The organism is Mycobacterium sp. Marseille-P9652, from assembly GCF_902652685.1.
Taxonomy (GTDB): Bacteria; Actinomycetota; Actinomycetes; order Mycobacteriales; family Mycobacteriaceae; genus Mycobacterium.
The window spans coordinates 35662-61671 of the sequence record NZ_CACRUY010000012.1; the positions used below are offsets into that span (position 1 = coordinate 35662).

At 69.5% G+C, this 26010-nt stretch carries 26 protein-coding genes and 1 riboswitch; of the genes, 17 read left to right on the top strand and 9 right to left on the bottom strand.

Translation table 11 applies throughout. The features are described 5' to 3' along the window. The first annotated feature begins 93 nt into the window (after nt 1–93). A riboswitch (SAM riboswitch) is annotated at nt 94–204 on the top strand. A gap of 31 nt (nt 205–235) precedes the next feature. Beyond that, complete coding sequence (locus GPY60_RS09470; protein ID WP_156687402.1) at nt 236–823, top strand: hypothetical protein; 588 nt, start codon at nt 236–238, stop codon at nt 821–823. An 85-nt stretch (nt 824–908) separates the two neighbouring features. After that, the gene (locus tag GPY60_RS09475; protein ID WP_156687403.1) at nt 909–1772 is read left to right on the top strand and encodes a phytanoyl-CoA dioxygenase family protein; all 864 of its coding nucleotides are present in this window, start codon (nt 909–911) and stop codon (nt 1770–1772) included. Here GPY60_RS09475 and GPY60_RS09480 read toward each other — a convergent pair. Further along, on the bottom strand, nt 1769–2575 hold the full coding sequence (locus GPY60_RS09480) for a lysophospholipid acyltransferase family protein (protein WP_156687404.1): 807 nt from the start codon (nt 2573–2575) through the stop codon (nt 1769–1771). The two genes, GPY60_RS09475 and GPY60_RS09480, sit on opposite strands and share 4 nt — an antisense overlap. Nucleotides 2576–2701: 126 nt before the next feature. Between GPY60_RS09480 and GPY60_RS09485 the strand changes: the two genes are divergently transcribed. After that, nucleotides 2702–4081 carry an FAD-binding oxidoreductase gene (locus GPY60_RS09485; protein WP_156687405.1) on the top strand — a complete coding sequence of 460 codons (1380 nt, stop codon included), beginning with the start codon at nt 2702–2704 and terminating at the stop codon, nt 4079–4081. Here GPY60_RS09485 and GPY60_RS09490 read toward each other — a convergent pair. Then, nucleotides 4078–5529: a serine/threonine-protein kinase gene (locus tag GPY60_RS09490; RefSeq protein WP_156687406.1), complete on the bottom strand. Its 1452-nt coding sequence runs from the start codon at nt 5527–5529 to the stop codon at nt 4078–4080. The two genes, GPY60_RS09485 and GPY60_RS09490, sit on opposite strands and share 4 nt — an antisense overlap. Before the next feature lie 82 nt (nt 5530–5611). On the opposite strand from GPY60_RS09490, the gene GPY60_RS09495 reads away from it, so the two are divergent. Then, nucleotides 5612–6628, top strand: coding sequence for a TIGR03617 family F420-dependent LLM class oxidoreductase (locus GPY60_RS09495; RefSeq protein WP_156687407.1), 1017 nt, complete (start codon nt 5612–5614; stop codon nt 6626–6628). 67 nt (nt 6629–6695) lie between these two features. Here the strand turns inward: GPY60_RS09495 and GPY60_RS09500 are convergent, their stop codons facing one another. Beyond that, nucleotides 6696–7331 carry a TIGR03085 family metal-binding protein gene (locus tag GPY60_RS09500; RefSeq protein ID WP_231639523.1) on the bottom strand — a complete coding sequence of 212 codons (636 nt, stop codon included), beginning with the start codon at nt 7329–7331 and terminating at the stop codon, nt 6696–6698. Nucleotides 7332–7334: 3 nt separating this feature from the next. Then, the gene (locus GPY60_RS09505) at nt 7335–7988 is read right to left on the bottom strand and encodes an esterase (protein ID WP_231639525.1); all 654 of its coding nucleotides are present in this window, start codon (nt 7986–7988) and stop codon (nt 7335–7337) included. Nucleotides 7989–8149: 161 nt separating this feature from the next. On the opposite strand from GPY60_RS09505, the gene GPY60_RS09510 reads away from it, so the two are divergent. Beyond that, nucleotides 8150–9424, top strand: a complete 1275-nt coding sequence (locus GPY60_RS09510) for an alpha/beta hydrolase (RefSeq protein ID WP_156687408.1) — start codon at nt 8150–8152, stop codon at nt 9422–9424. A 13-nt stretch (nt 9425–9437) separates the two neighbouring features. Continuing rightward, entirely contained in the window at nt 9438–11267 is a 1830-nt protein-coding gene (locus GPY60_RS09515) for an AMP-dependent synthetase/ligase (RefSeq protein WP_156687409.1), read from the top strand. A gap of 5 nt (nt 11268–11272) precedes the next feature. On the opposite strand, the gene GPY60_RS09520 is transcribed toward GPY60_RS09515, so the two are convergent. Both GPY60_RS09520 and GPY60_RS09525 read right to left on the bottom strand, forming a co-directional pair. After that, nucleotides 11273–11752: a hypothetical protein gene (locus GPY60_RS09520; protein WP_156687410.1), complete on the bottom strand. Its 480-nt coding sequence runs from the start codon at nt 11750–11752 to the stop codon at nt 11273–11275. Between the two features lie 43 nt (nt 11753–11795). Then, nucleotides 11796–12230 (bottom strand): protease inhibitor I42 family protein, encoded by a 435-nt coding sequence (locus GPY60_RS09525; RefSeq protein WP_156687411.1) that lies wholly within the window; start codon nt 12228–12230, stop codon nt 11796–11798. 86 nt (nt 12231–12316) lie between these two features. Here GPY60_RS09525 and GPY60_RS09530 point away from each other — a divergent pair, with 86 nt between their 5' ends. The 4 genes from GPY60_RS09530 to GPY60_RS09545 all read left to right on the top strand — a co-directional run bounded on the left by GPY60_RS09530 (nt 12317) and on the right by GPY60_RS09545 (nt 17518). Next, entirely contained in the window at nt 12317–13420 is a 1104-nt protein-coding gene (locus tag GPY60_RS09530) for a DUF5685 family protein (RefSeq protein WP_156687412.1), read from the top strand. 69 nt (nt 13421–13489) lie between these two features. Continuing rightward, nucleotides 13490–15082 (top strand): Na+/H+ antiporter, encoded by a 1593-nt coding sequence (locus GPY60_RS09535; protein ID WP_156687413.1) that lies wholly within the window; start codon nt 13490–13492, stop codon nt 15080–15082. 3 nt (nt 15083–15085) lie between these two features. Then, entirely contained in the window at nt 15086–16264 is a 1179-nt protein-coding gene (locus tag GPY60_RS09540; RefSeq protein WP_156687414.1) for an AAA family ATPase, read from the top strand. Nucleotides 16265–16384: 120 nt separating this feature from the next. Further along, complete coding sequence (locus tag GPY60_RS09545) at nt 16385–17518, top strand: glycosyltransferase (protein WP_156687415.1); 1134 nt, start codon at nt 16385–16387, stop codon at nt 17516–17518. Here the strand turns inward: GPY60_RS09545 and GPY60_RS09550 are convergent. Next, on the bottom strand, nt 17515–17844 hold the full coding sequence (locus GPY60_RS09550; protein ID WP_156687416.1) for a DUF732 domain-containing protein: 330 nt from the start codon (nt 17842–17844) through the stop codon (nt 17515–17517). The two genes, GPY60_RS09545 and GPY60_RS09550, sit on opposite strands and share 4 nt — an antisense overlap. Before the next feature lie 214 nt (nt 17845–18058). Here GPY60_RS09550 and GPY60_RS09555 point away from each other — a divergent pair, with 214 nt between their 5' ends. Continuing rightward, a complete protein-coding gene (locus GPY60_RS09555) occupies nt 18059–18895 on the top strand; it encodes a sulfurtransferase (protein ID WP_156687417.1) in 837 nt (278 codons plus the stop codon). 17 nt (nt 18896–18912) lie between these two features. Further along, nucleotides 18913–19710, top strand: coding sequence for an alpha/beta hydrolase (locus GPY60_RS09560; RefSeq protein WP_156687418.1), 798 nt, complete (start codon nt 18913–18915; stop codon nt 19708–19710). Here the strand turns inward: GPY60_RS09560 and GPY60_RS09565 are convergent. Next, nucleotides 19707–20966 carry a cytochrome P450 gene (locus tag GPY60_RS09565; protein ID WP_156687419.1) on the bottom strand — a complete coding sequence of 420 codons (1260 nt, stop codon included), beginning with the start codon at nt 20964–20966 and terminating at the stop codon, nt 19707–19709. The genes GPY60_RS09560 and GPY60_RS09565 overlap by 4 nt on opposite strands. A 179-nt stretch (nt 20967–21145) precedes the next feature. Between GPY60_RS09565 and GPY60_RS09570 the strand changes: the two genes are divergently transcribed. The 4 genes from GPY60_RS09570 (at nt 21146) to GPY60_RS09585 (ending at nt 24357) form a co-directional block, all read left to right on the top strand. Then, nucleotides 21146–21928, top strand: coding sequence for an SDR family NAD(P)-dependent oxidoreductase (locus GPY60_RS09570; RefSeq protein WP_156687420.1), 783 nt, complete (start codon nt 21146–21148; stop codon nt 21926–21928). Beyond that, the gene (locus GPY60_RS09575) at nt 21925–22656 is read left to right on the top strand and encodes a hypothetical protein (protein WP_156687421.1); all 732 of its coding nucleotides are present in this window, start codon (nt 21925–21927) and stop codon (nt 22654–22656) included. The genes GPY60_RS09570 and GPY60_RS09575 overlap by 4 nt, the downstream gene beginning before the upstream one ends. A gap of 90 nt (nt 22657–22746) precedes the next feature. Further along, on the top strand, nt 22747–23238 hold the full coding sequence (locus GPY60_RS09580; protein WP_156687422.1) for a lipoprotein LpqH: 492 nt from the start codon (nt 22747–22749) through the stop codon (nt 23236–23238). 132 nt (nt 23239–23370) lie between these two features. Then, nucleotides 23371–24357 (top strand): alpha/beta fold hydrolase, encoded by a 987-nt coding sequence (locus tag GPY60_RS09585; RefSeq protein WP_156687423.1) that lies wholly within the window; start codon nt 23371–23373, stop codon nt 24355–24357. On the opposite strand, the gene GPY60_RS09590 is transcribed toward GPY60_RS09585, so the two are convergent. Next, entirely contained in the window at nt 24354–25001 is a 648-nt protein-coding gene (locus GPY60_RS09590; protein ID WP_156687424.1) for a TetR/AcrR family transcriptional regulator, read from the bottom strand. The genes GPY60_RS09585 and GPY60_RS09590 overlap by 4 nt on opposite strands. A 160-nt stretch (nt 25002–25161) precedes the next feature. On the opposite strand from GPY60_RS09590, the gene GPY60_RS09595 reads away from it, so the two are divergent. Continuing rightward, nucleotides 25162–25947, top strand: coding sequence for a spirocyclase AveC family protein (locus GPY60_RS09595; protein WP_156687425.1), 786 nt, complete (start codon nt 25162–25164; stop codon nt 25945–25947). The last annotated feature ends 63 nt before the right edge of the window (nt 25948–26010 follow it).

A 26010-nucleotide genomic window follows, 5' to 3' on the forward strand; every position in this document is an offset into this window, starting at 1 on the left:
CTACCCCTCCTCGGGTCACGGGTAAACACCGGCTTCGACGCCGACCGGCGCCGTCCCCGGATTTTGTCGGCGCCCGCTGCTAACCTGGTCACAGCTCACGAGCGGACGGCTGTTCGGGTACCTGGCCTGCCGTCCCGGCAACCGCGCCCCACCGCACGGTGCCCCTGGGGAAGAGCCGGCACGCAACGCGTGCAAGCGGTGGACGCCGAGGGCGGCGTCGCCAGTAAGGCGAGCAATGACCAAACCAGAGTTGAGTCCCGCCGATGCGGCGCTACGCGCACGCATCACCGAGTTGTCGGTGCACATCCCCTGCGGCGGCTTGCGCGGACCGGTACCGAGCGAGGGCCGGTGGCAGTCATGCCCCGACGAGGACACCCCGCAGCTCTGGAAAGGCTACGACGTCTCCCGCGCGCATGACTTATGCCTGGTCTGCGCCCGCGGAATAGCGGGAGGAAAGTCCCGGTGGTCCTGGCTGGCATGCGACGACTGCCGCGCCATCAACGCGGCGCTGGAACGGACGTGGGGCGTCCGGCCGTTGGCGCTTGGACGGCACAGCCTGATGAACGGCATTGGCATCCGCGGAGGCGCACCACCCGAGGACGTCGAGCGCGGCGCCGACCAGTTGGTTGCGTTCGCCAGAAGCGTTGCAGCGCTGCATAATTGGCACCATCAGGAGTATCGGCGCTTGGCCGACACATTCGATCCCCTCGCCGATATCCCGCTGCGGACCTGGCAGCAGCAATGGCCGCCGAGCCGAGAGGCCTCCGCCGACGCCATCTCACGCCTGCTCGGTCGCGAGCTGCCGCCGCATCTGCGGACGTGACGGTTGTTGTCTTTCGACGCACGCCGAGTCGGACACGACGCGCGCAGGCTTGACCGACGGAGCTCCGGGGTCCAGTGTCGGTGAGATGAGCGTCGACGACGACCCCGTCACGACCTTGGACGACCTCAAAGGCGATCTGGCGCGGCGGCACAAGTGGACACCGAGCGGCGGCGCTTCGGTGGCACCCGAACTGGTCGACGCCGACATGGCGGCCCTCGACCGCGACGGCTACCTCATCTGGGAGAACCTGCTCACGGCCGACGAGTGCAGGCAGATACGCGATATCGTCCTCCCGCTGCTGGGGCACACCGGACGCAACTCCTTCGAGGGACGGCGCACCCAGCGCATCTACAGCGTGCTGAGCAGGACCCGCGTCTGCGACCGGCTCGTCGACCACCCCCGGGTGCTCGCGGTGCTCGACCGGCTGCTGATGCCCAATTATCTCCTCTCGGCGTTGCAGGCCATCAACATCCAGCCCGGCGAGGCCGCGCAACTGCCCCACCACGACGACGGCTTCTACCCCATCCCGCGACCCCGTGCGCCCCTGGCCGCCGCGACCATCTGGGCGATCGACGACTTCACGGCCGACAACGGCGCCACCGTGGTACTGCCGGGCAGCCACCGGTGGGGCCGGCGCCCGCCCGGGCCGGACGACCCCGCCCTGCCCGTGGTGATGCCCGCCGGGTCGTGCCTGTTCTTCGTCGGCACCCTGTGGCATGGCGGCGGCGCCAACACGACCGATCGCGCCCGGCTGGCCGTCACCGCTCAGTACTGCCAACCGTGGCTGCGGCCGATGGAAGCGTTCACCCTCTCGGTCCCCCGCGACGTCGCCCGCGATCTGTCCCCGGACATTCAACGGATGATCGGCTACAGCATCCATCCGCCGTTCGTCGGCGCGGTCGACGGCCTGCACCCGCTGCGGCTGCTGGGCGAACCTGGACGAAGCTAGCCCAGTATCGGAAAGTGCCGCTGGGACGCCAGCTTCTTGAGCCCCCGCTGCATGACCCAACGCACATGCGCGTCAAGCCTTTTGACATCGGACTCGATGCCGACCCGGTCGAGATGGATCGGCTCCAGCACCTCGGTGACGATCTTGGTGGGCAGCGGCATGTTCATCGGCGCGAGGACGCTCAGCCCGAACGGAAAGCCGAAGGTGATGGGCAGGATGTTGGTCCGGAAGAATTTGCGCTCGAACTTGGTGAGCCGCAGCAGGCGCGACAACCACTGGCCGCGGCTCAGGAAGAGCTGGCTTTCCTGCCCGCCAATGGACACCGCCGGAACGATCGGAACCCCGGCCTCCTGCGCCGTGGTGATGTAACCGGTCCGGCCGTCGAAGTCGACCACGGTCTCGGCCAGGGTGGGCCGGTAGACGTCGAAATCGCCTCCGGGGAAGACCAATACGACGCCACCGGCGTCCAGCGCCTTGGCGGCGTTTTCGCGCGTCGCACGGATCACCCCGGTGCGCCGGAAGAAGTCCGCCGCCGGCCCGGCGAAGATCGTGTCGAACGCCAGCGCGTAGAGCGGACGGTCGTAGCCGTACGTGTCGTAGTAGTCGACCGCGAACACCGACAGGTCGAAGGTGAGCATGCCGCCGGAGTGGTTCGCCACCACCAGGGACGGTCCCTCCGGGAGTCTGTCGAGGCCCCGCACCTCGGAACGGAAGTAGCGCTTGACGATCGGCCGGGTCAGGCCGACGATGTGCTCGGTCGTGCCCCGGTCCCACTTGTCGACGTCGGTGTCGATAACGCTCATGCTCTTTCCTGACTCACCAAGAATTGCGCTGATGCTATGACGCCCCGAAAAGGCAGCGTTAGGGACTTTTGTCATCGCGGCACGCGAACGGCTCAATCGGGCCGGCGCGTGCGAAGATGACCCTTCATGAGCGACATGACGACGCGATTCGCGGACATCGTCGGGGCCCACAACCTCCTGACCGGCGACGCCATCCCCGATGACTACGGCCACGACGAGGAGCTGACGCAGCCGCACCAGAAACCGGCCTACGTCGCCAAACCGGCCACCGCCGAAGAGGTCGCGCACCTGCTGGAGGCCGCGTCCGAGGACGGGACACCGGTGACCGCCCGCGGATCGGGCACCGGCCTGTCCGGGGCCGCGATCCCACGCCACGACGGCCTGCTCATTTCGTTCGAGCGGATGAACGCCGTCCTCGAGGTAGACACCGTCAACCAGGTCGCCATCGTCCAGCCCGGCATCACGCTGCACGAGTTGGACGCCGCCACAGCCGAATCCGGTCTCCGCTACATGGTCCACCCGGGTGAGCTGTCGTCCAGCGTCGGCGGCAACGTCGGCACCAACGCCGGCGGCATGCGCGCGGTCAAGTACGGCATCGCCCGCCACAACGTGCTCGGCCTGCAGGCCGCGCTGCCCACCGGCGAGATCATCCGCACCGGCGGCCGGATCGCCAAGGTCTCCACCGGCTACGACCTCACCCAGCTCATCGTCGGGTCCGAGGGCACGCTGGCCCTAGCCACCGAGGTGATCGTCAAGCTGCACCCGCGCCTCGACCACAGCGCCACCGTGCTCGCCCCGTTCGCCGACTTCGACCAGGTCATGGGCGCGGTGCCGAAGGTTCTGGCCAGCGGGCTCGGGCCCTACATCCTCGAGTACATCGACAACCTGACGATGGCCGCGCTGATCCACACCCAGAATCTCGAACTCGGCATCCCGGACGGCATCCGCGACAGCTGCCAGGCGTATCTCGTTGTCGCCCTGGAGAATCGCACCGCGCAACGGCTCGACGAGGACGTCGAGCGCGCCGGCGAGCTGCTGGCCGAACTCGGCGCCGAAGACGCCTACGTCCTCGAGGGCGGCTCGGCGCGCAAGCTCATCGAGGCCCGGGAGAAGGCGTTCTGGACGGCCAAGGCGATCGGCGCCGACGACATCATCGACACCGTCGTACCCCGCAGCGCGATGCCGAAATTCCTCGGCGCCGCGGCGGCGCTGGCGGCGCGGGCGGGCGGCGCGGCCGCCGGCTGCGGGCACGCCGGCGACGGCAACGTGCACCTGGCCATCCTGTGCAAGGACCCGGACAAGCGCAAGAAGCTGATGCACGACATCTTCGCGCTTGCAATGGAACTGGGCGGCGCGATCTCCGGCGAGCACGGCCTCGGCCGCGCCAAGACCCCGTACTTCCTCAAGCTCGAAGACCCGGCCAAGGTCGCGCTCATGCACCGCATCAAGCGCAGCTTCGACCCCGCGGGCATCCTCAACCCCGACGTTCTGTTCGCCGAACCCTAAGTCGCCGAAGCGTATTGCAGCGCCGGCTCCGACGAGTCGACGTGGCCGTTGCTGATGATCCGCAGCCGATCCGGGCGCACCTCGTAGCGGACGCCGTCGCCTGGATTGGTCGCGTCGAATCCGTCGCCACTGCGCACCGCGTTGGGAACTTCGATGTGGGCGCCGTCCCTGATCCGCTCGCCGCGGTAGTAAAAGCTCCCCGGGCTCGTTTGGCATATCACCGCGAGCGACTGCGCCGTCCGGATCACGGCGGCCGGCGGGTTGCCGGGATCGCAGCGTGCGGTGTGCCCTATGAAACCGAGCCCGTCGGCGCCCGAGACGGCCTGCGACAACGTCGGCGTCGCGCTACCCGACGGGACGGGGGCCGCAGCAGACGTCGACGGCGATGAGCCGCCGTGATTCCCGAATAGCATCGCCATCGCCGCGATGACCGCCGCCACGACCAGCACGAGGGCCCCCGCGACCGCCAGGGTCTTCAGGACACGGCCGTCGGGCACGGGCGACGGCCGCCCCTGCGGCGCGGGCGGGTAGGGACTCACCCCGGTGCCGTCCGGGGTCGGGTACTTCTCCATGAACGGCCGGGTCCCGGATCGCGGAGGCGGCGGCGGGAGCGCCGCGGCCGCCGCGCTGGCCGCCCTGGCGAGGTCGCCCGCGGTCGGGAACCGCGCCGCGGGCTGTTTGGCCATCCCCTGCGCGATGACGTCGTCGAAGTCGCGGTCGACGCCACGGCGCATGATGCTCGGCCGCGGCGGCGGCGAGTACAGGTGCGAGCTCATCACCTGCGGCGCGGCCGCCTGCTCGAAGGGCGGCGTGCCAGCGAGGCACTCGTAAAGGACGCAGGCCAGCGAGTAAACGTCGGTCCACGGGCCCACCCGGCCGTTGCTGAAGCGTTCGGGCGCCATGTAGTCGCACGAGCCGATGATCGACCCGCTCGCGGTCAGGCTCGGATCGCTTTCGACGTGGGCGATGCCAAAGTCCACCAGGTACGCGAAGTCGTCGGCCGTGAGCAGCACGTTTTCGGGCTTGACGTCGCGGTGCACCAGGCCGTCGGCGTGTGCGGCGTCCAGCGCGGACGCCACCTGCCCGACGATCGCCGCCGCCCGCTTCGGTTCCAGCGGACCTTGCACCGCCAGCAGTTCTTTCAGGCTGCGGCCGTCGACCAGGCGCATGTCGATGAAGAGCACGCCGTCGATCTCGCCGAAGTCGTGCACCGGGATGACGTGGGGTTCCTGCAGCCGCGCCGCCAGGTGCGATTCGCGGCGGAAGCGTTCCCGGAAGGTCGGGTCCACGGCGAACTGGCGGCGCAGCAGCTTGAGCGCCACCATCCGGCCCTTGCGGGTGTCGTAGGCCCGGTAGACCTCGCCCATTCCGCCCGCGCCGAGCAGCGACCGCAGTTCGTACGGCCCGAATTGGGTAGCGAGGCGCGAGCCGCGCCGCGGCGATGACACGTGATGATCCTTCCGACTAAAGAGACTCCCCGAGGGTTCCCACCCGGGGCCCGCGGGTAACGCGGCGAAGTACTGTTCGGGCATGCACGTCGACGCGATGACGGTCCCGCAACCCCTTACCAGGGTCGGTGACCTGGCCCGACGCACCCAGTCGGCGGGGTTCTCGGGCCTGCTGTTCACCGAGACCGGGCGCACCGCCTACCTCAACGCCGCCGTCGCGTCGCAGGCCGCCCCCGGCCTCGAGCTGTCCACCGGCGTGGCGGTCGCCTTCCCGCGCAGCCCGTTCGTCACCGCGGCGACGGCGTGGGAACTGCAGGAGGCCACCGGCGGGAACTTCCGCCTCGGCCTGGGCACCCAGGTCCGCACCCACGTGGTGCGCCGTTACGGCATGCCCTTCGAACGGCCCGGCCCGCGGCTGCGCGACTACGTCCGCGCGGTCAAGGCGTGCTTCGCGGCGTTCCGCACGGGCAAGCTGGACCACCACGGCGAGTTCTACGACCTCGACTTCATCACCCCGCAGTGGAGCGCGGGACCCATCGACGCGCCCGACCCGAAAGTCGATGTGGCGGCGGTCAATCCGTGGATGCTTCGGATGGCCGGCGAGGTGGCCGACGGCGTGCACGTCCACCCGATCGGCGAGGTCGGCTACCTCCGGCGCCACGTCCTGCCCAACGTCGCCGAGGGCGCCGCCAAGGCGGGACGGTCGCCGTCGGACATCGCGGTGATCGTGCCGGCGCTGACGATCGTCGGCGACACCGATGCCGAGCGTGACGCGGAACGCGAGTCGGTGCGCGCCAGCATGGCGTTTTACGGCAGCACCCCGAACTACGCGTTCATCTGGGACGAGGCCGGGTTCGAGGGCACCACCGCCCGCATCCGCGAGCGGCAGAAGGCCGGCGACTTCGCGGGCATGGCGGCCCAGGTCACCGACGAGCACATCGCCGCGTTCGCCACCGAGTCGACGTGGGACGGGCTGGCCCAGGCGCTGTCGGAGAAGTACGACGGGATCGCCACGCGGCTGGTGTTGTACAACGCACTCGGCTCGCCGGAGCGCTTCGAGCGGTACGGCGAGGAGGTGGCGCGCCGGTTGCAGGGGTGACAGGGGGCACAAAGGGTCTATCCCCCGGCAGAGGACGGAAGTGGCTGGTGTGACTCGAAACCGCACGTCACATACCAAAGTGGTTGCCCCGCACGGCTTCCACGGCCTCGGCGGGCCCGGTCACCGAAACCTCGGCCGCGTCCTGCCGGCCGAACAGATACAGCAGCAGCTCACCCGGCGCTCCGCTGATCAGAACCGCCGGTGAGCCGGGCCGGACCGGAAACCGCGAGTCCGTCCCGGCCCATTCCACTTCGAGGGCCGACCCGCCGAGCCGACGACTCAGAAACCGACCGCCGCGACACACGTTGCGCCACAACGCCGCATCCATCGCCGGGGAAAGCCGACGCGGCCCTAGCCCGTTGGCCCTGCGCAGATCCTCGTGGTGGACGAAGAACTCGTTGAGGTTCGCCATTCCGCGCACCCACCCGAGGCGGAAGAAACCGGGGGGCGGCCCCGAACGGACCCGCGCGACGAGCCAGTCAAAGTCCCTGTCGGAAGCCAACTCGGCCCTGCGCCGCTCGGCGAACCGCCCGAACGGGCCGGGCAGGACGAGTGACGGACCGGCGAGCACGTCGCGCTCACGCAGGACGAGGTGGGCGGCGAGGTCACGCGCCGTCCAACCCGAGATCAGCGTCGGCACCGACGGGCCCATGCGCTCGAAGAGGTCGCACAGCTCACGGCGTTCCACGTCGTCCAATGACACCGTTCACACCGCCAGCAGCGACGCCAACTCCGAGCGCGGCACCGAAACCCGTTGCGGCCCATTCACCGACGGCAACACCTGCGCCTGCGAGAAGTAGAAGACGATTGCGTCGTCGGTGATCCCGAAGTTCTGATACGCGTCGGCTCCGAGCGGGCCGAACGGCAGCGGTCCGAACTGGCGCTCGACAATCGGATTCAAGACGTCCAGCGGGCGCGCGCCCGGCTTGAACAGCGTGTCGAAGGTGATCGGCGCCCGCTTACCGAGGTCGTAGTTGAACGCCTTGTAGGACGTCACGGGGTGGGCCCCCAGGTCCTGGTTCATGTCCAGCACCAGGCTTCGCGTATTGGACACGTCGGAACCGAACGACCGGCCGGCCATGGTCAGCAGGTACGGCGGCCGGTCGTGCGGCGGGTACTGCCCCGCGTCGGCGACCCACTCGTCGCGCGTGTGCATCAGATAGTCGGCCACCGGCTGCTGGTCGGGGTAGTCCACCGGGAAACTCAGGTCGAGGGTGTAATTCGGCCCGGTGACATGGCCCCGGCAGATGTCCTCCGAATCAACCGTTCCGCCGAGGTCGGCGCACGCCGACTGCGCCCCTGCCGTCCCGCCGGCCAGGGCCCAGGCCGCCGCAAGCGCCACGCCGAGTAGCCGGATCATCGGCGCCGCTCACCTCGTCCCGGGGCGCATCGGGCGCCACCACGTGGCATCGCTGCAAGTCATCCCGAGTCCCTTCCGAAAAGGAACATACTGGGCGACCTGCCGCCCGGCTACTGATCCCAGCTGTTGGGCCAGGCAAAGGGCCGCAATAAGGTGGCCGCATGCAGAGAGCGAGAACCGTCCACCTTCTCCGCCAGATCGGCTCGTTGATCGTCACGGCCGTCACCGCAGCATCCACGCTCAACGCCTACCGGCCCCTGGCGCGCAGCGGATACCTGTCGATCTTCTCGTGGATCTTCGGCATGGTGGTCACCGAGCTGCCCCTGCAGACCCTGGCCAGCCAGCTCGGCGGCCTCGCGTTGACGGCACGGCGCCTCGACCGGCCGGTCCGGGCCCTCGCGTGGCTGGTGGCCGCCGTCTCGGCGGCCGGCCTGCTCAACTTCAGCCGCGCCGGTCACAAGGCCAACATCCCGCTCAACGCCGCCCTCGACGAGGGCCTGGGACCCGACCGGCGCACCGATGCCGGGGACCTGTGGCGGCGGCCCGAGGGCGCCGGCACCGCGAAGACGCCGGGACTGCTGCGCATGCTGCGGATCTACAGCGACTACGCGCACGACGCCGACATCAGCTACGGCGAATTCGGCGGCGCCAACAAGCTCGACATCTGGCGGCGCCCCGACCTCGACCCGAACGGCAAGGCGCCCGTCCTCTTCCAGATCCCCGGCGGCGCCTGGACGACGGGAAACAAACGCGGACAGGCGCATCCGCTGATGAGCCACCTCGCCGAGCTCGGCTGGATCTGCGTCGCGATCAACTACCGGCACAGCCCGCGCAACACCTGGCCCGACCACATCGTCGACGTCAAGCGCGCCCTGGCCTGGGTCAAGCAGCACATCGCCGACTACGGCGGCGACCCCGAATTCATCGCCATCACCGGCGGATCCGCCGGCGGCCACCTCTCGTCCCTGGCGGCGCTGACGCCCAACGACCCGCAGTTCCAGCCGGGATTCGAGGACGCCGACACCCGCGTCCAGGCGGCGGTGCCGTTCTACGGCGTCTACGACTTCACGCGCTTCAACGACGCGATGCACCCGATGATGCCCGGCCTGCTGGTCAAATCCGTGATGAAGCAACGGCCCTCGACGAACCTGCTCGTCTACCAGAACGCGTCCCCGGTAAACCACATCTCCGCTGACGCTCCCCCGTTCTTCGTCCTGCACGGCACCAACGACTCGCTCGTTCCGGTCGAACAGGCGCGCGCCTTCGTCGCCGACCTCAAGAGGACCAGCACGCAGCCCGTCGTGTACGCCGAATTGCCGTTCACCCAGCACGCTTTCGACATCTTCGGCTCGGCGCGCGCGGCGCACACCGCGATCGCGGTCGAGCAGTTCCTGGCCGAGGTGTACGCCCACCAACGCCAGCTCACCCCGAGGTAGAAGGAGGGCCGACATGACCGATCCGACGGTGATCCGGCACCAGACCGGAGCGGTGGTGTCCACACTGCCGCAGGCGTTCCAGGAAACGGCGGCCCTGAAGGGCGACGCCGTGGCGATCCGCACGGTCGGCGACAAGACGGTCATCACCTGGCGCGAGTACGCCGAACGGGTGAGAAAGATCGCCACCGGGCTCGCCGCTCTCGGCGTCGAACGCGGCCACACGGTCGGGCTCATGCTGCGCAACCGGCCCGAGTTCCACCTGACCGACACCGCCGTCATGCATCTGGGCGCCACCCCGTTCTCGATCTACGCCACCTCGGCGCCCGAACAGATCCGCTACCTGTTCGGCAACGCCGACAACAGGGTGGTGATCACCGAGAAGGACTTCCTGCCCGCCGTGAAGGCGGCCGGCGCCGAGCTGGCCCACGTGATCGTCGTCGACGCCGACGTCGAGGGTTGCCTCACGCTCGACGAGCTCGAATCAACCGACGCCAAGCCCGGATTCGACTTCGAGGCCGCGTGGCGGTCGGTCCTGCCCGAGGACCTGGCCACGCTCATCTACACCTCCGGGACCACCGGCCCGCCCAAGGGCGTCGAGCTCACCCACGCCAACGTGATGGCCGAGTTCTCGGCGATCATGGACCTCATCGACCTGCGCGAAACCGACCGCATCGTCTCCTACCTGCCGCACGCACACATCGCCGACCGCGTGACGGGCCACTACTCCAACATGGTGCTCGGCGTCCCGGTGACCGACGTCGACGACCCGCGCGCGATCGCCGAGGCGCTGCCGGACGCCCGTCCCACCGTGTGGCTCGGGGTGCCGCGGGTGTGGCACAAGATCAAGACCGCGATCGAAACCAAGCTCGAGACCGAGGCGACCGGGCTCAAGAAGAGATTGGCGCTGTGGGCCATCGACACCGGCACCCAGGCCGCGCGCCAGACCTTGAACGGCAAGTCCCTGTCCCCCTCGCTGGCCGCGCGCCGCGCGATCGCCGACCGCCTCGTGCTGGCCAAGCTGCGCGACGCGCTCGGCCTCGACCAGTTGCGCTGGGGTGTGACCGGGGCCGCGCCCATACCGGTCGAAGTGATCGAATTCTTCTGGGGCCTGGCCATTCCCGTTTACGAGGTGTGGGGCGAGTCGGAGTGCGTGGGCGGCGCGACCTCGAATCGCCCCGGCGCCAACAAGGTCGGCTCGGTGGGGCAGCCGCTGCGCGACGTCGAAATCACGCTGGCCGACGACGGCGAGCTGCTGATCCGCGGGCCGATCCTGATGCGCGGGTACCGCCACCAGCCCGAGAAAACCGCCGAGGCGGTCGACGCCGAGGGCTGGCTGCACACCGGCGACATCGGCACCATCGACGAGCGCGGCTTCATCACGATCGTCGACCGCAAGAAGGAACTGTTCGTCAACGAGTCCGGAAAGAACCTGTCCCCCACCAACATCGAGATGGCCATCCAGGCCGCGTCCCCGCTCATCGACCAGGTGGTCGCCATCGGTGACGCCAGGCCGTACGTGACCGCCCTCCTGGTCCTCGACGCCGAGACCGCCGCCGCGCAGGCGGCCGCCCTGGGCATGGCCGACCCGTCGGCCGCCGCGCTCGCGCAGCGACCCGAGGCCCGTGAGATGCTCACCGCCGCCGTCCGCGAGGGCAACGCCAAACTGTCCCGGGTGGAGCAGGTCAAGCGGTTCATGATCGTGGGAACCCCGTGGGAGCCGGGCGGCGACGAACTCACCCCGACGATGAAGCTCAAGCGCAAGCCCATCGCCGAGAAGTACTCCGCCGAGATCGGCAAACTCTACGCGAAAACGCCCGGCCCCGACGTCGTCGACCTGCAGTAAACGGCTCAGGTCTTGGGACGCACGCCCGCGGCCCGATACACGAACACCGGCTCGACCCGGTATCGCAGCGACGTCGCGGGCAGCCTCTCGAGCACTTCGTCGGGAATCGTCTTCTTGTAGTTGAGCTTCAGCGACCCGCTGAAGGCCGGGTCTACGCCGTGCAGGTCAATCTCGATCTGCAGGCCCTTGTTCGTGATCGTTGCCCGCGCCGGTCCGCGCTTGCTGTCCCATGGACAGTCGATGGCGCGCAGCTTGTTGTCCCCGCGCGCGGGGAAGGTGGCGACCACCCGCGCCTGGCTGAAGCCGAAGCCACCGGTGTATCGGGAGATGCCCGAGGCCGAATACACGCCTGGCACATGGCCGCTGAAGCGGCGGCTCACCCCCACCTTGCCCGCCGTGAAGAGGACACCCTCGGCCTCCAGCTCCTGGCGCAGGTCGGCCGGAAGTTTGCCGATCTCGGAGAGGTTGCGCAGCAAACCGAACACGTTCCGACGTTAGCTGAGGCATCGCCGGGACGCACCAGGTGCCCTACTGCACCGTCACGGTCGCGGTGTAGGTGCACGTCGGCTTGGGGTCCTTCCCGACGATGCTGGCGTACGTGGTGGTGATCGTCGTCGTCCCCGGTTTCAGCGCGGTGAACGTCCACTCCTCGGTGCCGGGGGCGCCCAGCGCGTCGGTGGTGGGCTTCACGTACTGATGGCTCTCCTGCTTGAGGATCGAGCGGTCGTCGATCTTGGTGTCGGGGTTCCACCGGTAGGGCGTCGTGTAGTTGGAGCCCAGCTTGACGGTGAGCGTGTTGCCCACGGCCAGCGTGATGCTCTGCGTGATCGCGCTCTGCCGCAGCACGTCGTCCATCGAGACCTGCAGGATCTTGGCCGACGGCGGGTTACGCGACGCGAAGTGGCAGCCCGCCACCATCGACGAGGCGAGCAGCACGACTGCCACCAGCAGCCTCATCTTCACGCGCATCCCCCTCCCGTGCCGTATTCGTCCGCTGACGAACCTAATATTTCGGGCCGCCGCGCGCATCGTCCGGTAGCTTCCTGAGCATGTTTGGCATCATTCGGCCCTGCCGGCACCGCCTCGGCGGCGAGTTGGCGGCGGCCTGGACCGCCCAGCTGTGTGGGTTGTGCCTGGCGCTGCGCGACGACTACGGGCAGGTGGCGCGGATCGCCACCAACTACGACGGGCTGGTGGTGTCCCTGCTGGTCGAGGCGCAGTCGGCCGGCGAGCCCACCCGCCGCCGGGCGGGGCCATGCCCGCTGCGCGGCATGCGGCGGGCCGACGTCGCCACGGGCGAGTGCGTGCGCCTCGCCGCGGTGGTGTCGCTGGCGCTCGCGGCGGCCAAGGTCCGCGACCACGTCGACGACCGCGACGGCATGGTCGGCGCCGCCGGCGTGCGGCCGACGGCGCGCCGCCTCGCCGAGCGCTGGGTACGCCAGGGCACCGACGCCGGCCACACCCTCGGATTCGACGCCGGCGTACTCGTCGCCGCGATGGACCGGCAGGCCGAGCTGGAGGCGACGGCCGGCCCGGGCAGCCCCCTGTTGGCGGTGACCGAGCCCACCGAGACCGCCGTCGCGGCGGCGTTCGCGCACACGGCCGTGCTGGCGGGCCGGCCGGACAACCAGGAGTCGCTGCGCGAGGTTGGCCAGCTGTTCGGCCGGGTGGCCCACCTGCTCGACGCGGTCGAGGACTACCGCGACGACCTGGCCCGCGGGAAGTGGAACCCCGTGGCGGCCACGCAAACCCCGATGTCCACGGTCCGCGCTCTGTGCGACGACGCGGTCCTCGGCGTCGGGCTCGCGCTGCGCGACGTCGAGTTCACCGATGACCGCCTGGTGCAGCGCCTGCTGACCGGCGAGTTGCGCCGCGCCGTCTCCCGCACGTTCACCCGCGCCGGCTACCCCGGTGGCGCCCCGGGCGAATCGGGGGACCCCAACCAGCGGGGGACGCGCCGCGGCCAGCAGGAGCCCATCAACTTCGGCGGCCAACCGGAAGCCACTGGCGGTCCCGGCGAGACACCCGACCCCGGGCCGCGCGGTCGTCGTCGCGGTGGCGACTCAACCTGCGTCTGCTGCTGCGACGGCTGCGAGTGCTGCTGCTGCGAAGAGGCGTGCTGCGAGTGCGGGGACTGCTGCGACTGCTCGTAGCGGCAGCGCGGGCCGTCGTCATCGAATCCCCAAGACGCGCAGCCTGAGCCGGTCCGGCAGGATGGGTTGGTGTTTGGCCTCGTCCTGATCGTCGCGCTCGTCTCCACCGTCATCGTCGGGACGGTCATCGGTCGGCGCTACCGCGTCGGCCCGCCCGTGCTGCTGATCGTGCTCGGCACGCTGCTGGGGCTCATCCCGAGTTTCGCCCACGTCCACATCAACGGCGAGATCGTGCTGCTGCTGTTCCTGCCGGCCATCCTTTATTGGGAAGGCCTCAACACCAGCTTCCGGGAGATCCGGGCCAACCTGCGCATCATCGTCTTCCTGAGCGTCGCCCTCGTCATCGTCACCGCCCTGGCGGTGTCGTGGACGGCGCGGGCGCTCGGCATGGAGTCGCACGCCGCGGCCGTCCTCGGCGCCGTCCTCTCCCCCACCGACGCCGCCGCCGTGGCCGGCCTCGCCAAAAAACTGCCGCGCCGACAGCTGACCGTGCTGAAGGCCGAGAGTCTCATCAACGACGGCACCGCGCTGGTGTTGTGGGCCGTGAGCGTCCACGTCGCGATCGGCGGCGCGGCCATCACCCCGGCCGACCTGACGGTCCGCTTCGTCGCCTCGTATCTCGGCGGCATCCTCGCAGGGTTGCTCGTCGGTGGGCTGGCCACGTTGGTGCGCAAGCGCATCGATGCCCCGCAGGAGGAGGGGGCCCTGAGCCTGCTGACGCCGTTCGCGGCTTTCCTCCTGGCGCAGACGTTCGACTGCAGCGGCGTGGTGGCGGTGATGGTGTCGGCCCTTGTGCTCGCCTACGCCGGACCGGTGGTGATCCGGGCCCGCTCACGACTGAAGGCCTACGGGTTCTGGGACATCGCCACCTTCCTGCTCAACGGTTCGCTCTGGGTGTTCGTCGGGGTGCAGATCCCGGCCGCGCTGCGCGGCGTGTCCGGCGTCGACGGCGGGCTGCGCCACGCCACCTTCATCGCGCTGGCCGTCACGGGGGTCGTGATCCTCTCGCGAATCTTCTGGGGAGAGATCACCACCGTGCTGCTCCGCCTCATCGACCGCCGCGAGGTGCAGCGCCAGCGCCGCGTCGACTGGCGTCAGCGTTTCGTCACCGTCTGGGCCGGGTTCCGCGGCGCCGTCTCGCTGGCCGCGGCGCTGGCCGTGCCGATGACGACGCTCAGCGGCGCGCCGTTTCCCGACCGCAGCCTGCTGATCTTCATCGTCGTCTTCGTCATCCTGGTGACCGTGCTCGTGCAGGGCAGCACCCTGCCGTCCGTGGTCCGCTGGGCGCGGATACCCGACGACACCGCCCACGCCGAGGAGCTGCAGCTCGCCCGCACCCGCGGCGTGCAAGCCGCCCTGAACTCCCTGCCCACCGTCGCCGACGAGGTCGGCATCAGCGACGAAATGCGCCAGCGCCTGCACAAGGAGTTCAAGGAGCGCGCCGCGCTCACGCTGGCCACCGAGAACGGGTCGTCGGACAACCACCTGGTGAAGAAGAAGGAAAAACTTCGCCAGGTGCGCCTGGGCATGCTCGAGCACAAGCGCCGCGAGATCACCGCCCTGCGCAACCAGAACCTCATCGACGACATCGTGCTGCGCGAGTTGCAGGAAGAGATGGACCTCGAGGAGGTTCAGCTCCTCAACGCGTCGGATAACGACTAGGACATGCTCCAGACGGTCGCCATCCGCGGATACCGCTCGCTGCGCGAGGTGATCCTGCCGCTGGGCCGCCTGTCGATCGTCACGGGCGCCAACGGCGCCGGGAAATCGTCGCTCTACCGCGCGCTGCGGTTGCTGGCCGACTGCGGGCGCGGCGAGGTGATCGGCTCGCTGGCGCGCGAGGGCGGGCTGCAGTCGGTGCTGTGGGCCGGCCCCGAGCAGACGAGCGGCGCGCGGAGGACCGGAAAGTCGCAGGGCACCGTCCGGACTCGGCCCATCTCCCTCGAAATGGGTTTCGCCGCAGACGATTTCGGCTACCTCGTCGACCTCGGCATGCCGCAGTCGGCCGGGCCCGCCTCGGCGTTCGCGCGCGACCCGGAGATCAAGCGCGAGGCGGTGTTCGCCGGCCCAGTGCTGCGGGCGGCGACGACGCTGGTGCGCCGCACCCGCGACTACGCCGAGGTGAGCGCCGACGTCGGGCGCGGCTTCGACGCGCTGTGCAAGAGCCTGCCGTCGTATCGCAGCGTGCTCGCCGAATACGCCAATCCCCAGGCGCTGCCCGAACTGGCCGCGGTGCGCGAGCGGTTGCGCGGCTGGCGGTTCTACGACGGGTTCCGGGTCGACGCCCTGGCGCCCGCGCGCCACCCGCAGGTCGGCACGCGCACCCCGGTGCTCGCCGACGACGGCAGCGACCTCGCCGCCGCCATCCAGACGATCGCCGAATCCGGCTTCGACGACCTGCACCGCATCGTCGCCGACGCCTTCGACGGCGCGAGCGTCTCGGTCGCCGTGAACGACGGGATCTTCGACCTACAACTGCAGCAGCCCGGCATGCTGCGCCGGCTGCGGTCGGCCGAATTGTCCGACGGCACATTGCGATTCCTGTTGTGGGCGGCCGCGCTGCTGAGCCCGCAGCCGCCCTCGCTGATGGTGCTCAACGAGCCCGAGACCTCGCTGCATCCCGAACTCGTCCGCCCGCTTGGCGCCCTCATCCGCGCCGCCGCCGAACAGACCCAGGTCGTGGTGGTGACGCACTCCCGCACCCTGCTCACCGAGGCGACAGCCGGCCCGGCCGGCGAAGCCGTCGAGATCGAGTTGTACAAGGAATGGGGCGAGACCCGCGTCGCAGGCCAGGATCTCCTGACCACGCCGCGCTGGGACTGGGGCAGCCGGTCGAGCGGATAACGGCCCCAGCGACCAGACTTGGCGCACGGCCTCTGTGCCCAAAGAGATTTCATGGAGTGTTCAGGCACGAGTCGGTTCCCCATGGTGAACTGCACACGCGAGCCGCGTGTCCTCACACGTATGCGTGTTGTGCAGGTCGCCAACTTCTACGGCCCGCGGTCGGGCGGCCTTCGCACGGCGGTGGACCGGCTGGGCGCGGAGTACTGCGCCAACGGGCACGAGGTGTTCCTGGTGGTGCCGGGCCAGCGCGCCGAGCGCACCGAGCTACCCACCGGTGTGGTGCGAATCACGTTGCCCGCGCCGCTGATTCCCCTCACCGGCGGCTATCGGGCGGTGATGCCGCGACCCGTCAAGGAACTGCTCCAGGCGCTCGAACCCGACGCCCTCGAGGTGTCCGACCGGCTCACCCTGAGGTCACTGGGGCGGTGGGGTCGCGAATTCGGCGCCACCACCGTGATGATCTCCCACGAGCGCCTCGACCGCCTTGTGGGACAGGTTCTTCCGCGTCGGCCCGCCCAGAGATTCGCCGATTTCGCCAACGCGCGCACCGCCGCCGACTACGACACGGTGGTGTGCACCACCGCCTTCGCCCGCGAGGAATTCGACCGGATCGGCGCTACCAACACCGTCACCGTCCCGCTGGGCGTGGACCTGCAGACCTTTCACCCGCGGCGGCACTCGCATCTGGTGCGGCAGCGGTGGGCGGCACCCGGCCAGATGCTGCTGGTCCACTGCGGCCGCCTGTCGGTCGAAAAGCGGGTCGATCGCAGCATCGACGCGCTCGGCAGGCTCTGCCACGCGGGTTTCGACGCTCGCCTCGTCGTCGTGGGTGAGGGCCCGCTGCGCGCAAGGCTGGAACGTCAGGCCGCGCGCCTGCCGATCGACTTCACCGGGTTCATCAACGACCGCCACACCGTGGCGGGCCTGCTCGCGTCGGCCGACGTCACGCTGGCCCCCGGCCCGCACGAGACCTTCGGCCTGGCCGCGCTCGAGTCGCTGGCGTGCGGAACGCCGGCCGTGGTGTCGCGCACGTCGGCGCTGACGGAGATCATCACCCCGGACAGCGGCGCGTTGGCCGACAACGACCCGGCGGACATCGCGCACGCGGTCGGCACCATCGTCAGCCGACCCGAGAACCACCGTCGCACGTCCGCCAGGCGTCGCGCGGAGCACTTCACCTGGCATCGCGCCGCCGCCGGCATGCTGGCCTCGCTGGCCGCGCCGGCGGTCGACGAATCGGAAGATTCCGCCTAGCTGCTGGGCTTGGTGGGGCTGTGCTTGCCCGGGCAGTATTCGGCCGTCGCGGCGCCGATGAACGTCTCGGCCTGGGCCTGGGAGAGCTTGTGGGACCCCGTCAGCTGGTCGATCTCGTCCTTCTGGCTGTAACCGGCGTCCAGGTCCTGGCACATCACGCGCGCCATGTTCACGGTCTGAGCCTGGGAGCCCAGGTTGATCCCGTGTGACTGCAGGTGCTGGTAAAAGTCCGCGTCGTCAGTCGGGTCGGCGCTCGCCAGGCCCGCAGGCACCAGCACGGCGGCCAGCAGCGCGCCGGACGCGCAGGCGGCGATCTTCTTCATCATTCGCTCATCACCCTTGTCGCTAATACTGATTGTGGCTTCATCAAGCTCGGAACAACACGAGCCTCGGAAGTAACACCCGATGCTATTAATAGTTTCGTGCAATCGGGCCGGCGGTCAATAGCGAACGGATGACCTCAAAGCGAAAAGCCAGATTAGAACCCGTCGTTCACTTTTTGTTCGGATAGAGTTCAAACGGTCAACCCGGGAGGCCAGCGTGGGAGCTCGCGACGAGGTGCTCATTTCGGCGGCCGAGCTCGCGGCGCTGATCGACTCCGGCGATCCGGTGACCCTCCTCGACGTGCGGTGGCGACTCGACGAGCCGGACGGACGCGCGGCCTACCTGCAGGGCCACCTGCCCGGGGCGGTGTACGCGTCGCTCGACGACGACCTGAGTGACCACTCGGTCGCCGGCCGCGGTCGCCATCCGCTGCCGTCGGGCCGCCACCTGCAGGCGGCCGCGCGACGGTGGGGAATCGACCAGGGCTCCCCGGTGGTGGTGTATGACGACTGGAACCGGGCCGGTTCCGCGCGGGCGTGGTGGGTGCTCACCTCGGCCGGCCTCGAGCGGGTCCGGATCCTGGACGGTGGGTTGGCCGCGTGGCGGTCGGCCGGGGGCGCGCTCGAGACGGGCCCGATCGAGCCCACGCCCGGCAATGTGACTGTGCGGCACGACGATCTGTACTCCGGGGGCCGACCGACGTTGACCGCGGAGCAAACGGGCGCCGTGACGCTGCTCGACGCGCGCGCGCCGGAACGCTTCCGCGGCGACGTCGAACCGATCGACCCGGTCGGTGGCCACATCCCCGGCGCAAGCAACCTGCCCAGCGCCGAAGTCCTCAGGGAAGACGGAACTTTCGTCGACGACGTGGGCCGCCTGCTGCCCGCGGACGGCGCCGACGGCGAGGTGGGGGTCTATTGCGGGTCCGGCGTCACCGCCGCCGTGGTGATCGCGGCGCTCGCCGCCGCCGGCCGGGATGCGGCGCTCTACCCGGGTTCGTGGTCGGAATGGTGCTCGGAGCCGGCCCGGCCGGTCGCCCGCGGCGCCGAATAGGCGCGAAGGAGCCGGGCATGCTCGAGGTGATTGACAAAGCGCCCCTACGCCAATCCGGTAAACCGCCGCTGCTGTTCGTGCACGGCGCCTGGCACGGGGCCTGGTGCTGGGATGAGCATTTCCTCGACTTCTTCGCGGCCCGGGGTTACCGATCGCTGGCGGTGAGCCTGCGCGGACACGCGAACAGCCCTGCGCCGAAGTCGATGCGGCTCTGCTCGATGGCCGACCTCGTCGACGACGTGGCGTCGGTGGCCGATTCGCTGGGCGAAAAGCCCGTTGTCATCGGCCATTCCATGGGCGGGTGCGTCGTGCAGAAGTACCTGGAATCGCATCATGCTCCGGGCGCCGTGCTGCTGGCCTCGGTTCCGCCGAGCGGAATCGCGCTGTTCCTGTTGCGCAGATTGAGGCGGCACCCCTGGCTGTTCACCCGGGAACTGGCCAAGACGAGGTCGTTGCAGGGCATCGGCGGAACTCCGGAACTGTGCCGCGAGGCGTTCTTCTCCGGCGCCGCGCGCGAGGGCGAGGTCGCCCGCTTCACGGCGCGCCTCTGCGAGGAGTACGTGGGCCGGCACGTGGTGGACATGCTCGTGCTCAACCGCCCCCGGCCGCACCTCGTCAGCGCCCCGGTGCTGGTGCTGGGGGCCGAGCAGGACACGTGCTTCTCAGTGGACGAGGTCCATGAAACGGCCCGGGCGTATCGCACGCGGGCGGAAATCTTCCCCGGCATGGCCCACGACATGATGCTCGAGCCCGGCTGGGCCGTCGTGGCCGAGCGCATCCACGGGTGGCTGGAAAGCCGTTGTCCCCCTGGTTAACCCACGCTGCACGGCAGGCGCTTGATGCCGTGGAAGAACGAGGAGCGCAACCGGTCGGGCGGTCCCGTGACCGTCAGGCCCGGCACGCTCGCGCTCAGCTCCTCCAGCATCACCCGCAATTCGAGACGGGCCAGCTGCGCCCCGAGGCAGAAGTGCACTCCCCCGCCGCCGAACGCCGCGTGCCCGGCGTCGGGGCGGGTGACGTCGAACTGGTCGGCGCGCTCGAACACCTCCTCGTCACGGTTGGCCGACAGGTAGTGCATGAGCACCCAATCGCCGGCCGGGATGCGCTGCCCGCGGATCTCCAGGTCGCGGGTGACCGTGCGGCGGAAGTGCATCACGGGCGTCGCCCACCGCAGCAGCTCCTCCACCGCTGGCCCGATCGCGTCGAGGTCGCGGGCCAGCAGCGCCCGCTGGTCGGGGTGGTCCGACAGCGCCAGGATGCCGTGGCTGAGCGTGTTGCGGGTGGTTTCGTTCCCCGCGATCGCGAGCAGGAGGAAGAACTCGTTGAGCTGGTCGCGGTTGAGCTTCTCGCCGTCGACTTCGGCGGCGAGCAGCGCCGACAGGATGTCGTCGGTGAGACCGTTCTTGCGCCGGTGCTCCACCAGTTCGCCGCAGTAGGCGAACATTTCGGCCGCCGCCTGGCCGAGGGCTTGGGGCGTGGGCGCGTAGTCGGGGTCCTCGATGCCGAGGCTGCCGATCGCGTTGCTCCACCGGAAGACATCCATGCGGTCCGCGGCCGGGACGCCGAGCACGTCGGCGATCACCTGTAGCGACATCTCGGCGGAAATGTCCGTGACGGCGTCGAATTCGCCCTTCGCCGTGATCGTCGCGACGATGTCGCGGGCGACCTTGCGCATCCTCGGTTCGAGGCGCTGGACGTTGCGGGCCGTGAAGCCCTGGTTGATCAGCTTGCGGTAGTGCACGTGCCGCGGCGGATCGATGCCGGGAAGCATCGCCGAAGTGGGCGCGGCCTCGACCTCCACCAGCGTGTTGCCCTTACTACTGGTGAAGGTTTCGGTGTCTCGGCTGACCATGCGGACGTCGGCATGCCTGGTCAACAACCAGGCCCTGGGCAGCCCCGGCAGGCGCACCGGGTGCACCGGTGCGGTCGCCCGCAAGCGGGCCAGCGCGCCGAACGGGGCGCCGGCGACGAAGGTGTCGGGGTCAAGGACGGCGGCGGCGTCGCGGTCGGCCTCGCTCGCCTGGTTCTCGACAACCAGGGACCCCACCAACGTCGGCTTCGGGATGTTCATCGGCCCTCCCCGAACAGGGGCAGGCCCACGCGGAAGTGATTCCGCCCGTGCGCGTTTCCCGGCGCGGCGAGTCCCCTGCTTCCGGCGGTCATGTGCACTCCTGTGGGTTCGAGCGTCGTTCGAATCTACTCCGTCGCCGTTCCCCGGAAGTTTGCGGGCCTGCCGGTAACATTGCCGCAATGACAGGCCGGCTGGACGGCAAGGTCGCCATCATCACGGGCGCCAGTACGGGCCTGGGTCCGGTATTGGCGTCGCTGTTCGTCCGGGAAGGCGCCAGGGTGGTGCTGGCGGCCCGGCGCGAACAGCTGGTTCGGGACGCCGCCGCGGCGGCGGGCCCCGGCGCCATCGGGATGCGCGCCGACGTGACGGACGAGAAGGACGTCGCCGCCATGGTGGCGCGGGCGGTCGACGAGTTCGGTCAGGTCGACATCCTGTGCAACAACGCGGCGGCGCCCGGCCAGGACCGGTGGGTGTGGGAGCAGACGCTGGACAACTGGAACGCCACGTTCGCGATCGACGTCACCGCGGCCATGCTGTGCACCCGGGAGGTGCTCAACCGGTCGATGCTGCAGCGCCGGCGGGGCGTCATCCTGAACTTCTCGTCGACGGTGAGCTACACGGGCATGGTCCGCAAGACGCACTACGTCGCCGCGAAGGCTTCGCTGCGCGCGTTCACCAAGGCGGTCGCGCTCGAGGTCGGCCCGTACGGAATCCGCTGCAACTGCATCGTGCCCGGGGCCATCGACACCGACCTGTTTCGGCAGTGGGTGCAACGCACCGCCGACGAACAGGGTGTCGACGTCGCCACCGTACGCGCCCGGATGCTCAAAGGCATTGCCCTGCAGGATATCTCGTCGCCAGACGACGTCGCGAACCTCGCGCTGTTCCTCGCAAGCGACGAGAGCCGCACCATCACAGGCCAATCCATCCCCGTCGACGCCGGGGGGTACATGCAGGGATGAGCGCATTTCGGGTGAAGGCGGGCTTCTTCAGCCTCACGCCGCCGGCCGAGGCCGACGACGGCTACCTGCGCTGGCACCTGCTGGACCACATGCCCGAGCAGTACCAGCTGCCGGGCATCGTCTACGGGCTGCGCTGGATCGCCGACGGCGACTACCTGGACCGCCGCCTAGCGGCCGACGGGCCGCTGGGACGGATCGGGAACGTGGTGCACTACCTCATCGCCGATCCGGTCGAGGAGACCTTCTCCGATTTCGTCGCGCTCGGCCGCACGCTGCGGGAGAACGGCCGCTTCCCCATCACCCGGCCGTCACTGCAGGTGGCCGGGCTGCGCCTGTTGCAGTGGCACGCGTCGCCGCGCGCGCTCGTCTCGGCCGAGGCGGTGCCGTTCCGGCCGCACCGCGGCGTCCTGCTGCTCGTGGAGCGGCCGACCGGCGGGCGCCCCGACGCGTGGCTACAGTGGCTGCACGCCGAGCACTACCCCGCGCTGCTCGCTGTCCCCGGCACCGCCGGCGCGTGGACCTTCGGGTCCAGCACCGGATGGAGCCGCCTGCCCCCGGGATGGAGCACCGAGCACCAGTACGTCACCGTCGTGTACCTCGACGAGGATCCCCTGGCCACCACGGACGCGCTGGGCCCGCTGGTCGAGGAGCGGTGGCGCTCCGGCGCCGTGCGCCCCGTCTTCGCCGGACCGCTGCGCAGCATGGTCAGCTGGGAGGCGTGGCCGTGAACTCCTGGTTGACTCGTCGCCAGAAGAATGAGACCTTCCCGAAACGAACGGGACCTAGAGTCCCCCCGGCGTTCGAATGGCGGAGGTGAGATGACGAACCGGACGATTGTCGCGGCCGTCGGCATCGCGGTGCTGGCGTTGAGCGCTTGCTCGGGCAAATCCGCGCAGCCGGCCTCGCCGCCGAGTTCGAGTCCGGCGCCGGTCAGCACGACCGTCATGATCGAGGGCAACAAGCACACGATGATCGCCAACGTCGAGTGCACCAGCGCGGCGGCGCAACCGACCGCGACGCCGCCCGAGTCGGGCGACCTCACCACCCGCATCAGGGTCCAGGACGACACCGCGTCGGTGTCCCTGGCGGTGTCGGACGAGACGCCGCCCAGTGTGGACGGGTTCGCCATCGCCCTCAAGGTCGGCGGCGGCCAGTTCCAGCTGCCCTACCAGGCGCCGCAGTCCGCGACCCAGGTGCGGACCACCAAGGAGGGCAAGAGCTACACGGTGACGGGAACGGGCCAGGCGATCACGCCGGGACAGAGCGAGATGCGTCAGGTCACCTTCGGCATCCACGTCACCTGCCCCTGAACGAAAGCGCTTATGGCGCAACATCGGTCGTCGGCGGTTTTCGGGCAGCGATGCCGACGGTCCAGTGACTCGCATGGCGGGCGGCCGTCGCCGGTCGTTGTCTAACCCGGCCGCCTCTGCGATGCTGGCGGCTTGGACATCTTCGCGGAGTGGCAGCAAGGCGGGACCGAACTCCGGTGGCGGTCGACGACCGCCGCCAACGACGGCCGCGAAGTGGCGGTGTTCAGCCGCCGCTGCGGCACCCCCGGGGCACCGCCACTGGTGCTCGTGCACGGGTTTCCGACGTCGAGCATCGATTATTTCGCCCTGGCGAACGAGCTCGGCCCGGACTTCGACATCTACGTCCTGGACTTCCCGGGTTATGGGCTGTCCGACAAGCCGCCCGAGCCGTACGTGTACTCGCTCTACGACGACGCCCGCCTGCTGGTGTACGCCATCACGCAGGTGTGGAAGCTGACGGGCTACCGGATGCTCACCCACGACCGCGGCAGCAGCGTCGGCATGATCGCCCTGGGCATGCTCTCGGCTCTGGACCCACCCGCGGCGCCCCTGGACCTGATCCTGACCAACGCCAACATCTACCTGCCGCTGTCGAACCTCACCGCATTCCAGACCGCGCTGCTGGACCCCGCGACCGCGCGGCCGACGGCGGCGGCGACGACGCCGGAGCTGCTGGCGGCCGGCATGGGCGCCAGCACCTTCATGCCGCGGCGCACGCTCGAGGACCCGGAGATCGCCGCGCTGGCACAATGCTTCGCCCACAACGACGGGACCCGGGTGCTGCCGGACACGATCCAGTACCTGCATGAGCGCGCCGCCGACGAAACCGGTTGGCTGGAAGCGCTTTCCGAGAGCCACGTCAACACCACGGTGGTGTGGGGGCTGCACGACAACGTTTCGCCGTTGCGGGTCCCGAATCACGTGTGGCAGACGTACCTGAAGACCAAGCCCGGCACGAACCGCTACTGGGTGGTGCCGAACGCCGACCACTACCTCCAATGCGACGCCCCGGGGCAGTTGGCCCAGATCGTGCGCCTGACGGCCGGTGGTGGAGACCTCCCGTTACAGACGCTCGGCAACCAGCCTGACGGCGCCGTTCTGGTGGACCACAGCGCCTAATCGTTGCGGTGCAAGAACCCGTGCAGCACCGCCTGCACGAGTTCGTCGACGATGACGTCGCGCGGCGGCGGCTTCGAGCCGAAGTACGTGGAGCGCAACGCCGCCATGCCAGCGATCATCGCCACGGTCGAATCCGCCGGCAGGTCCGGGTGATCGGAGCGCAGCCCGCGCAGGTGCATTCCCTCGGCGCTGATCTGACGCAGCACCGTGAGTGCCCGCCTGACATCGGCGATCCCGGCGTCCGCCTTCTCCTCGTCGGTGAGGGAGTCGGACGCCATCAGGGTGAACAACAAACCCTGATTTTCGACGAACAGGTCGTAGAGCCGGCCGACGAACAGCCGCGCCAGTTCCTGCTCGTCGGTTTCCTCGGGCACGACCGACTGCCAGGTCTGGGCGAACTCGTCGACGAATTCCGTGAAGGGCGCAACGAGCGCCTCACGGAAAAGGGCTGCCTTGGAACCGAAGTGGCGGAACAGCAGGTGCTCCGTGACGCCCGCGGCCTGGGCGATCTCCCGGGTCGTGGTGCTGCGATAGTCCCGGCGGGCGAAGAGCGCCCGGCCGGCATCGAGCAGCAGCCCGCGCGGCGCGCCGCGGGGCCGCCGCCCCGCGACGGGCTTGTCTGCGGCGCTCTGCTTCGCGATCATCTTAGGATAGTATCCACTACCTCAATGATTGCTGAGCCGAAAGGGGTGCCGACGTGGGCGCGGTGATCATGCTGGGCACTCTATTCGGGCTCATCGTCCTGATCTTCGGGTTGGTGCTGCGCTTCGACCCGCAGGCACGCCGGAGCCCGGGAGAGCGCCGGTGAGCTCCCAGATGACGCCCGTGATGCGGGCGGCCAGCGACTTCGCGCTCATCGGGGGGATCGGGTTCACCGCCCTGGGCGTGTACCTGAGCGTTCGCCGGCGCCACCTGCATCCCCTGCTGCTGCTGTGCATCTCGGCGATGTCGTTCTCGTGGATCGAGGCGCCCTACGACTGGGCGATGTACGCGCAGTTTCCGCCGGCCATTCCCCGCATGCCGTCGTGGTGGCCCCTGAACGTGACCTGGGGCGGGCTCCCCTTGTTCGTTCCCGTCGGCTACATCTCCTACTTCGTGCTGCCGGCGGTGACGGGAACAGCGCTCGGAAGATGGCTGAGCGCGCGGTTCGGGTGGCGCAGCCCCCCGACGTTGTTGGTGGTCGGTCTCATCGTCGGCTTCTGCTGGGCACTCTTCTTCAACGGGTTCCTGGGCGCGAAGCTGGGCGTCTTCTATTACGGCCGGGTGATCCCCGGGCTCGCGATCCGCGAGGGGACCGTGCACCAGTACCCGCTTTACGACTCCCTCGCGATGGCCATCCAGATGATGGTCTTCACGTACCTGCTCGGCCGGACCGACGCGCAGGGACGCAATGTCATCGAGATGTTGGCGGACAGGAGGGCCAGGACACCGCTGCAATCCTCAGTACTGTCGGTCATCGCGGTCGTCGTCGTCGGAAACGTGCTCTATGCCTCGGTTTTCGCGCCCCACCTGGTTACGAAGCTCGGCGGGTGGGTGACCGCGGGGCCGACGCAACAACTGTTCCCCGGCGTACCCAACCAGCCACCGTAGGCGCCGAACGTCGAGCTGTTGCGCTCAAATCGCGGGTCTGGCGCAACAACTCGACGCTCGGCC

Coding starts and splice junctions, on each gene's coding strand:
- GPY60_RS09470 (WP_156687402.1), top strand. CDS start 236: ATGACCAAACCAGAGTTGAGTCCCGCCGATGCGGCGCTACGCGCACGC.
- GPY60_RS09475 (WP_156687403.1), top strand. CDS start 909: ATGAGCGTCGACGACGACCCCGTCACGACCTTGGACGACCTCAAAGGC.
- GPY60_RS09480 (WP_156687404.1), bottom strand. CDS start 2,575: ATGAGCGTTATCGACACCGACGTCGACAAGTGGGACCGGGGCACGACC.
- GPY60_RS09485 (WP_156687405.1), top strand. CDS start 2,702: ATGAGCGACATGACGACGCGATTCGCGGACATCGTCGGGGCCCACAAC.
- GPY60_RS09495 (WP_156687407.1), top strand. CDS start 5,612: ATGCACGTCGACGCGATGACGGTCCCGCAACCCCTTACCAGGGTCGGT.
- GPY60_RS09505 (WP_231639525.1), bottom strand. CDS start 7,988: ATGATCCGGCTACTCGGCGTGGCGCTTGCGGCGGCCTGGGCCCTGGCC.
- GPY60_RS09510 (WP_156687408.1), top strand. CDS start 8,150: ATGCAGAGAGCGAGAACCGTCCACCTTCTCCGCCAGATCGGCTCGTTG.
- GPY60_RS09515 (WP_156687409.1), top strand. CDS start 9,438: ATGACCGATCCGACGGTGATCCGGCACCAGACCGGAGCGGTGGTGTCC.
- GPY60_RS09530 (WP_156687412.1), top strand. CDS start 12,317: ATGTTTGGCATCATTCGGCCCTGCCGGCACCGCCTCGGCGGCGAGTTG.
- GPY60_RS09540 (WP_156687414.1), top strand. CDS start 15,086: ATGCTCCAGACGGTCGCCATCCGCGGATACCGCTCGCTGCGCGAGGTG.
- GPY60_RS09545 (WP_156687415.1), top strand. CDS start 16,385: ATGCGTGTTGTGCAGGTCGCCAACTTCTACGGCCCGCGGTCGGGCGGC.
- GPY60_RS09550 (WP_156687416.1), bottom strand. CDS start 17,844: ATGATGAAGAAGATCGCCGCCTGCGCGTCCGGCGCGCTGCTGGCCGCC.
- GPY60_RS09560 (WP_156687418.1), top strand. CDS start 18,913: ATGCTCGAGGTGATTGACAAAGCGCCCCTACGCCAATCCGGTAAACCG.
- GPY60_RS09565 (WP_156687419.1), bottom strand. CDS start 20,966: ATGAACATCCCGAAGCCGACGTTGGTGGGGTCCCTGGTTGTCGAGAAC.
- GPY60_RS09570 (WP_156687420.1), top strand. CDS start 21,146: ATGACAGGCCGGCTGGACGGCAAGGTCGCCATCATCACGGGCGCCAGT.
- GPY60_RS09575 (WP_156687421.1), top strand. CDS start 21,925: ATGAGCGCATTTCGGGTGAAGGCGGGCTTCTTCAGCCTCACGCCGCCG.
- GPY60_RS09580 (WP_156687422.1), top strand. CDS start 22,747: ATGACGAACCGGACGATTGTCGCGGCCGTCGGCATCGCGGTGCTGGCG.
- GPY60_RS09590 (WP_156687424.1), bottom strand. CDS start 25,001: ATGATCGCGAAGCAGAGCGCCGCAGACAAGCCCGTCGCGGGGCGGCGG.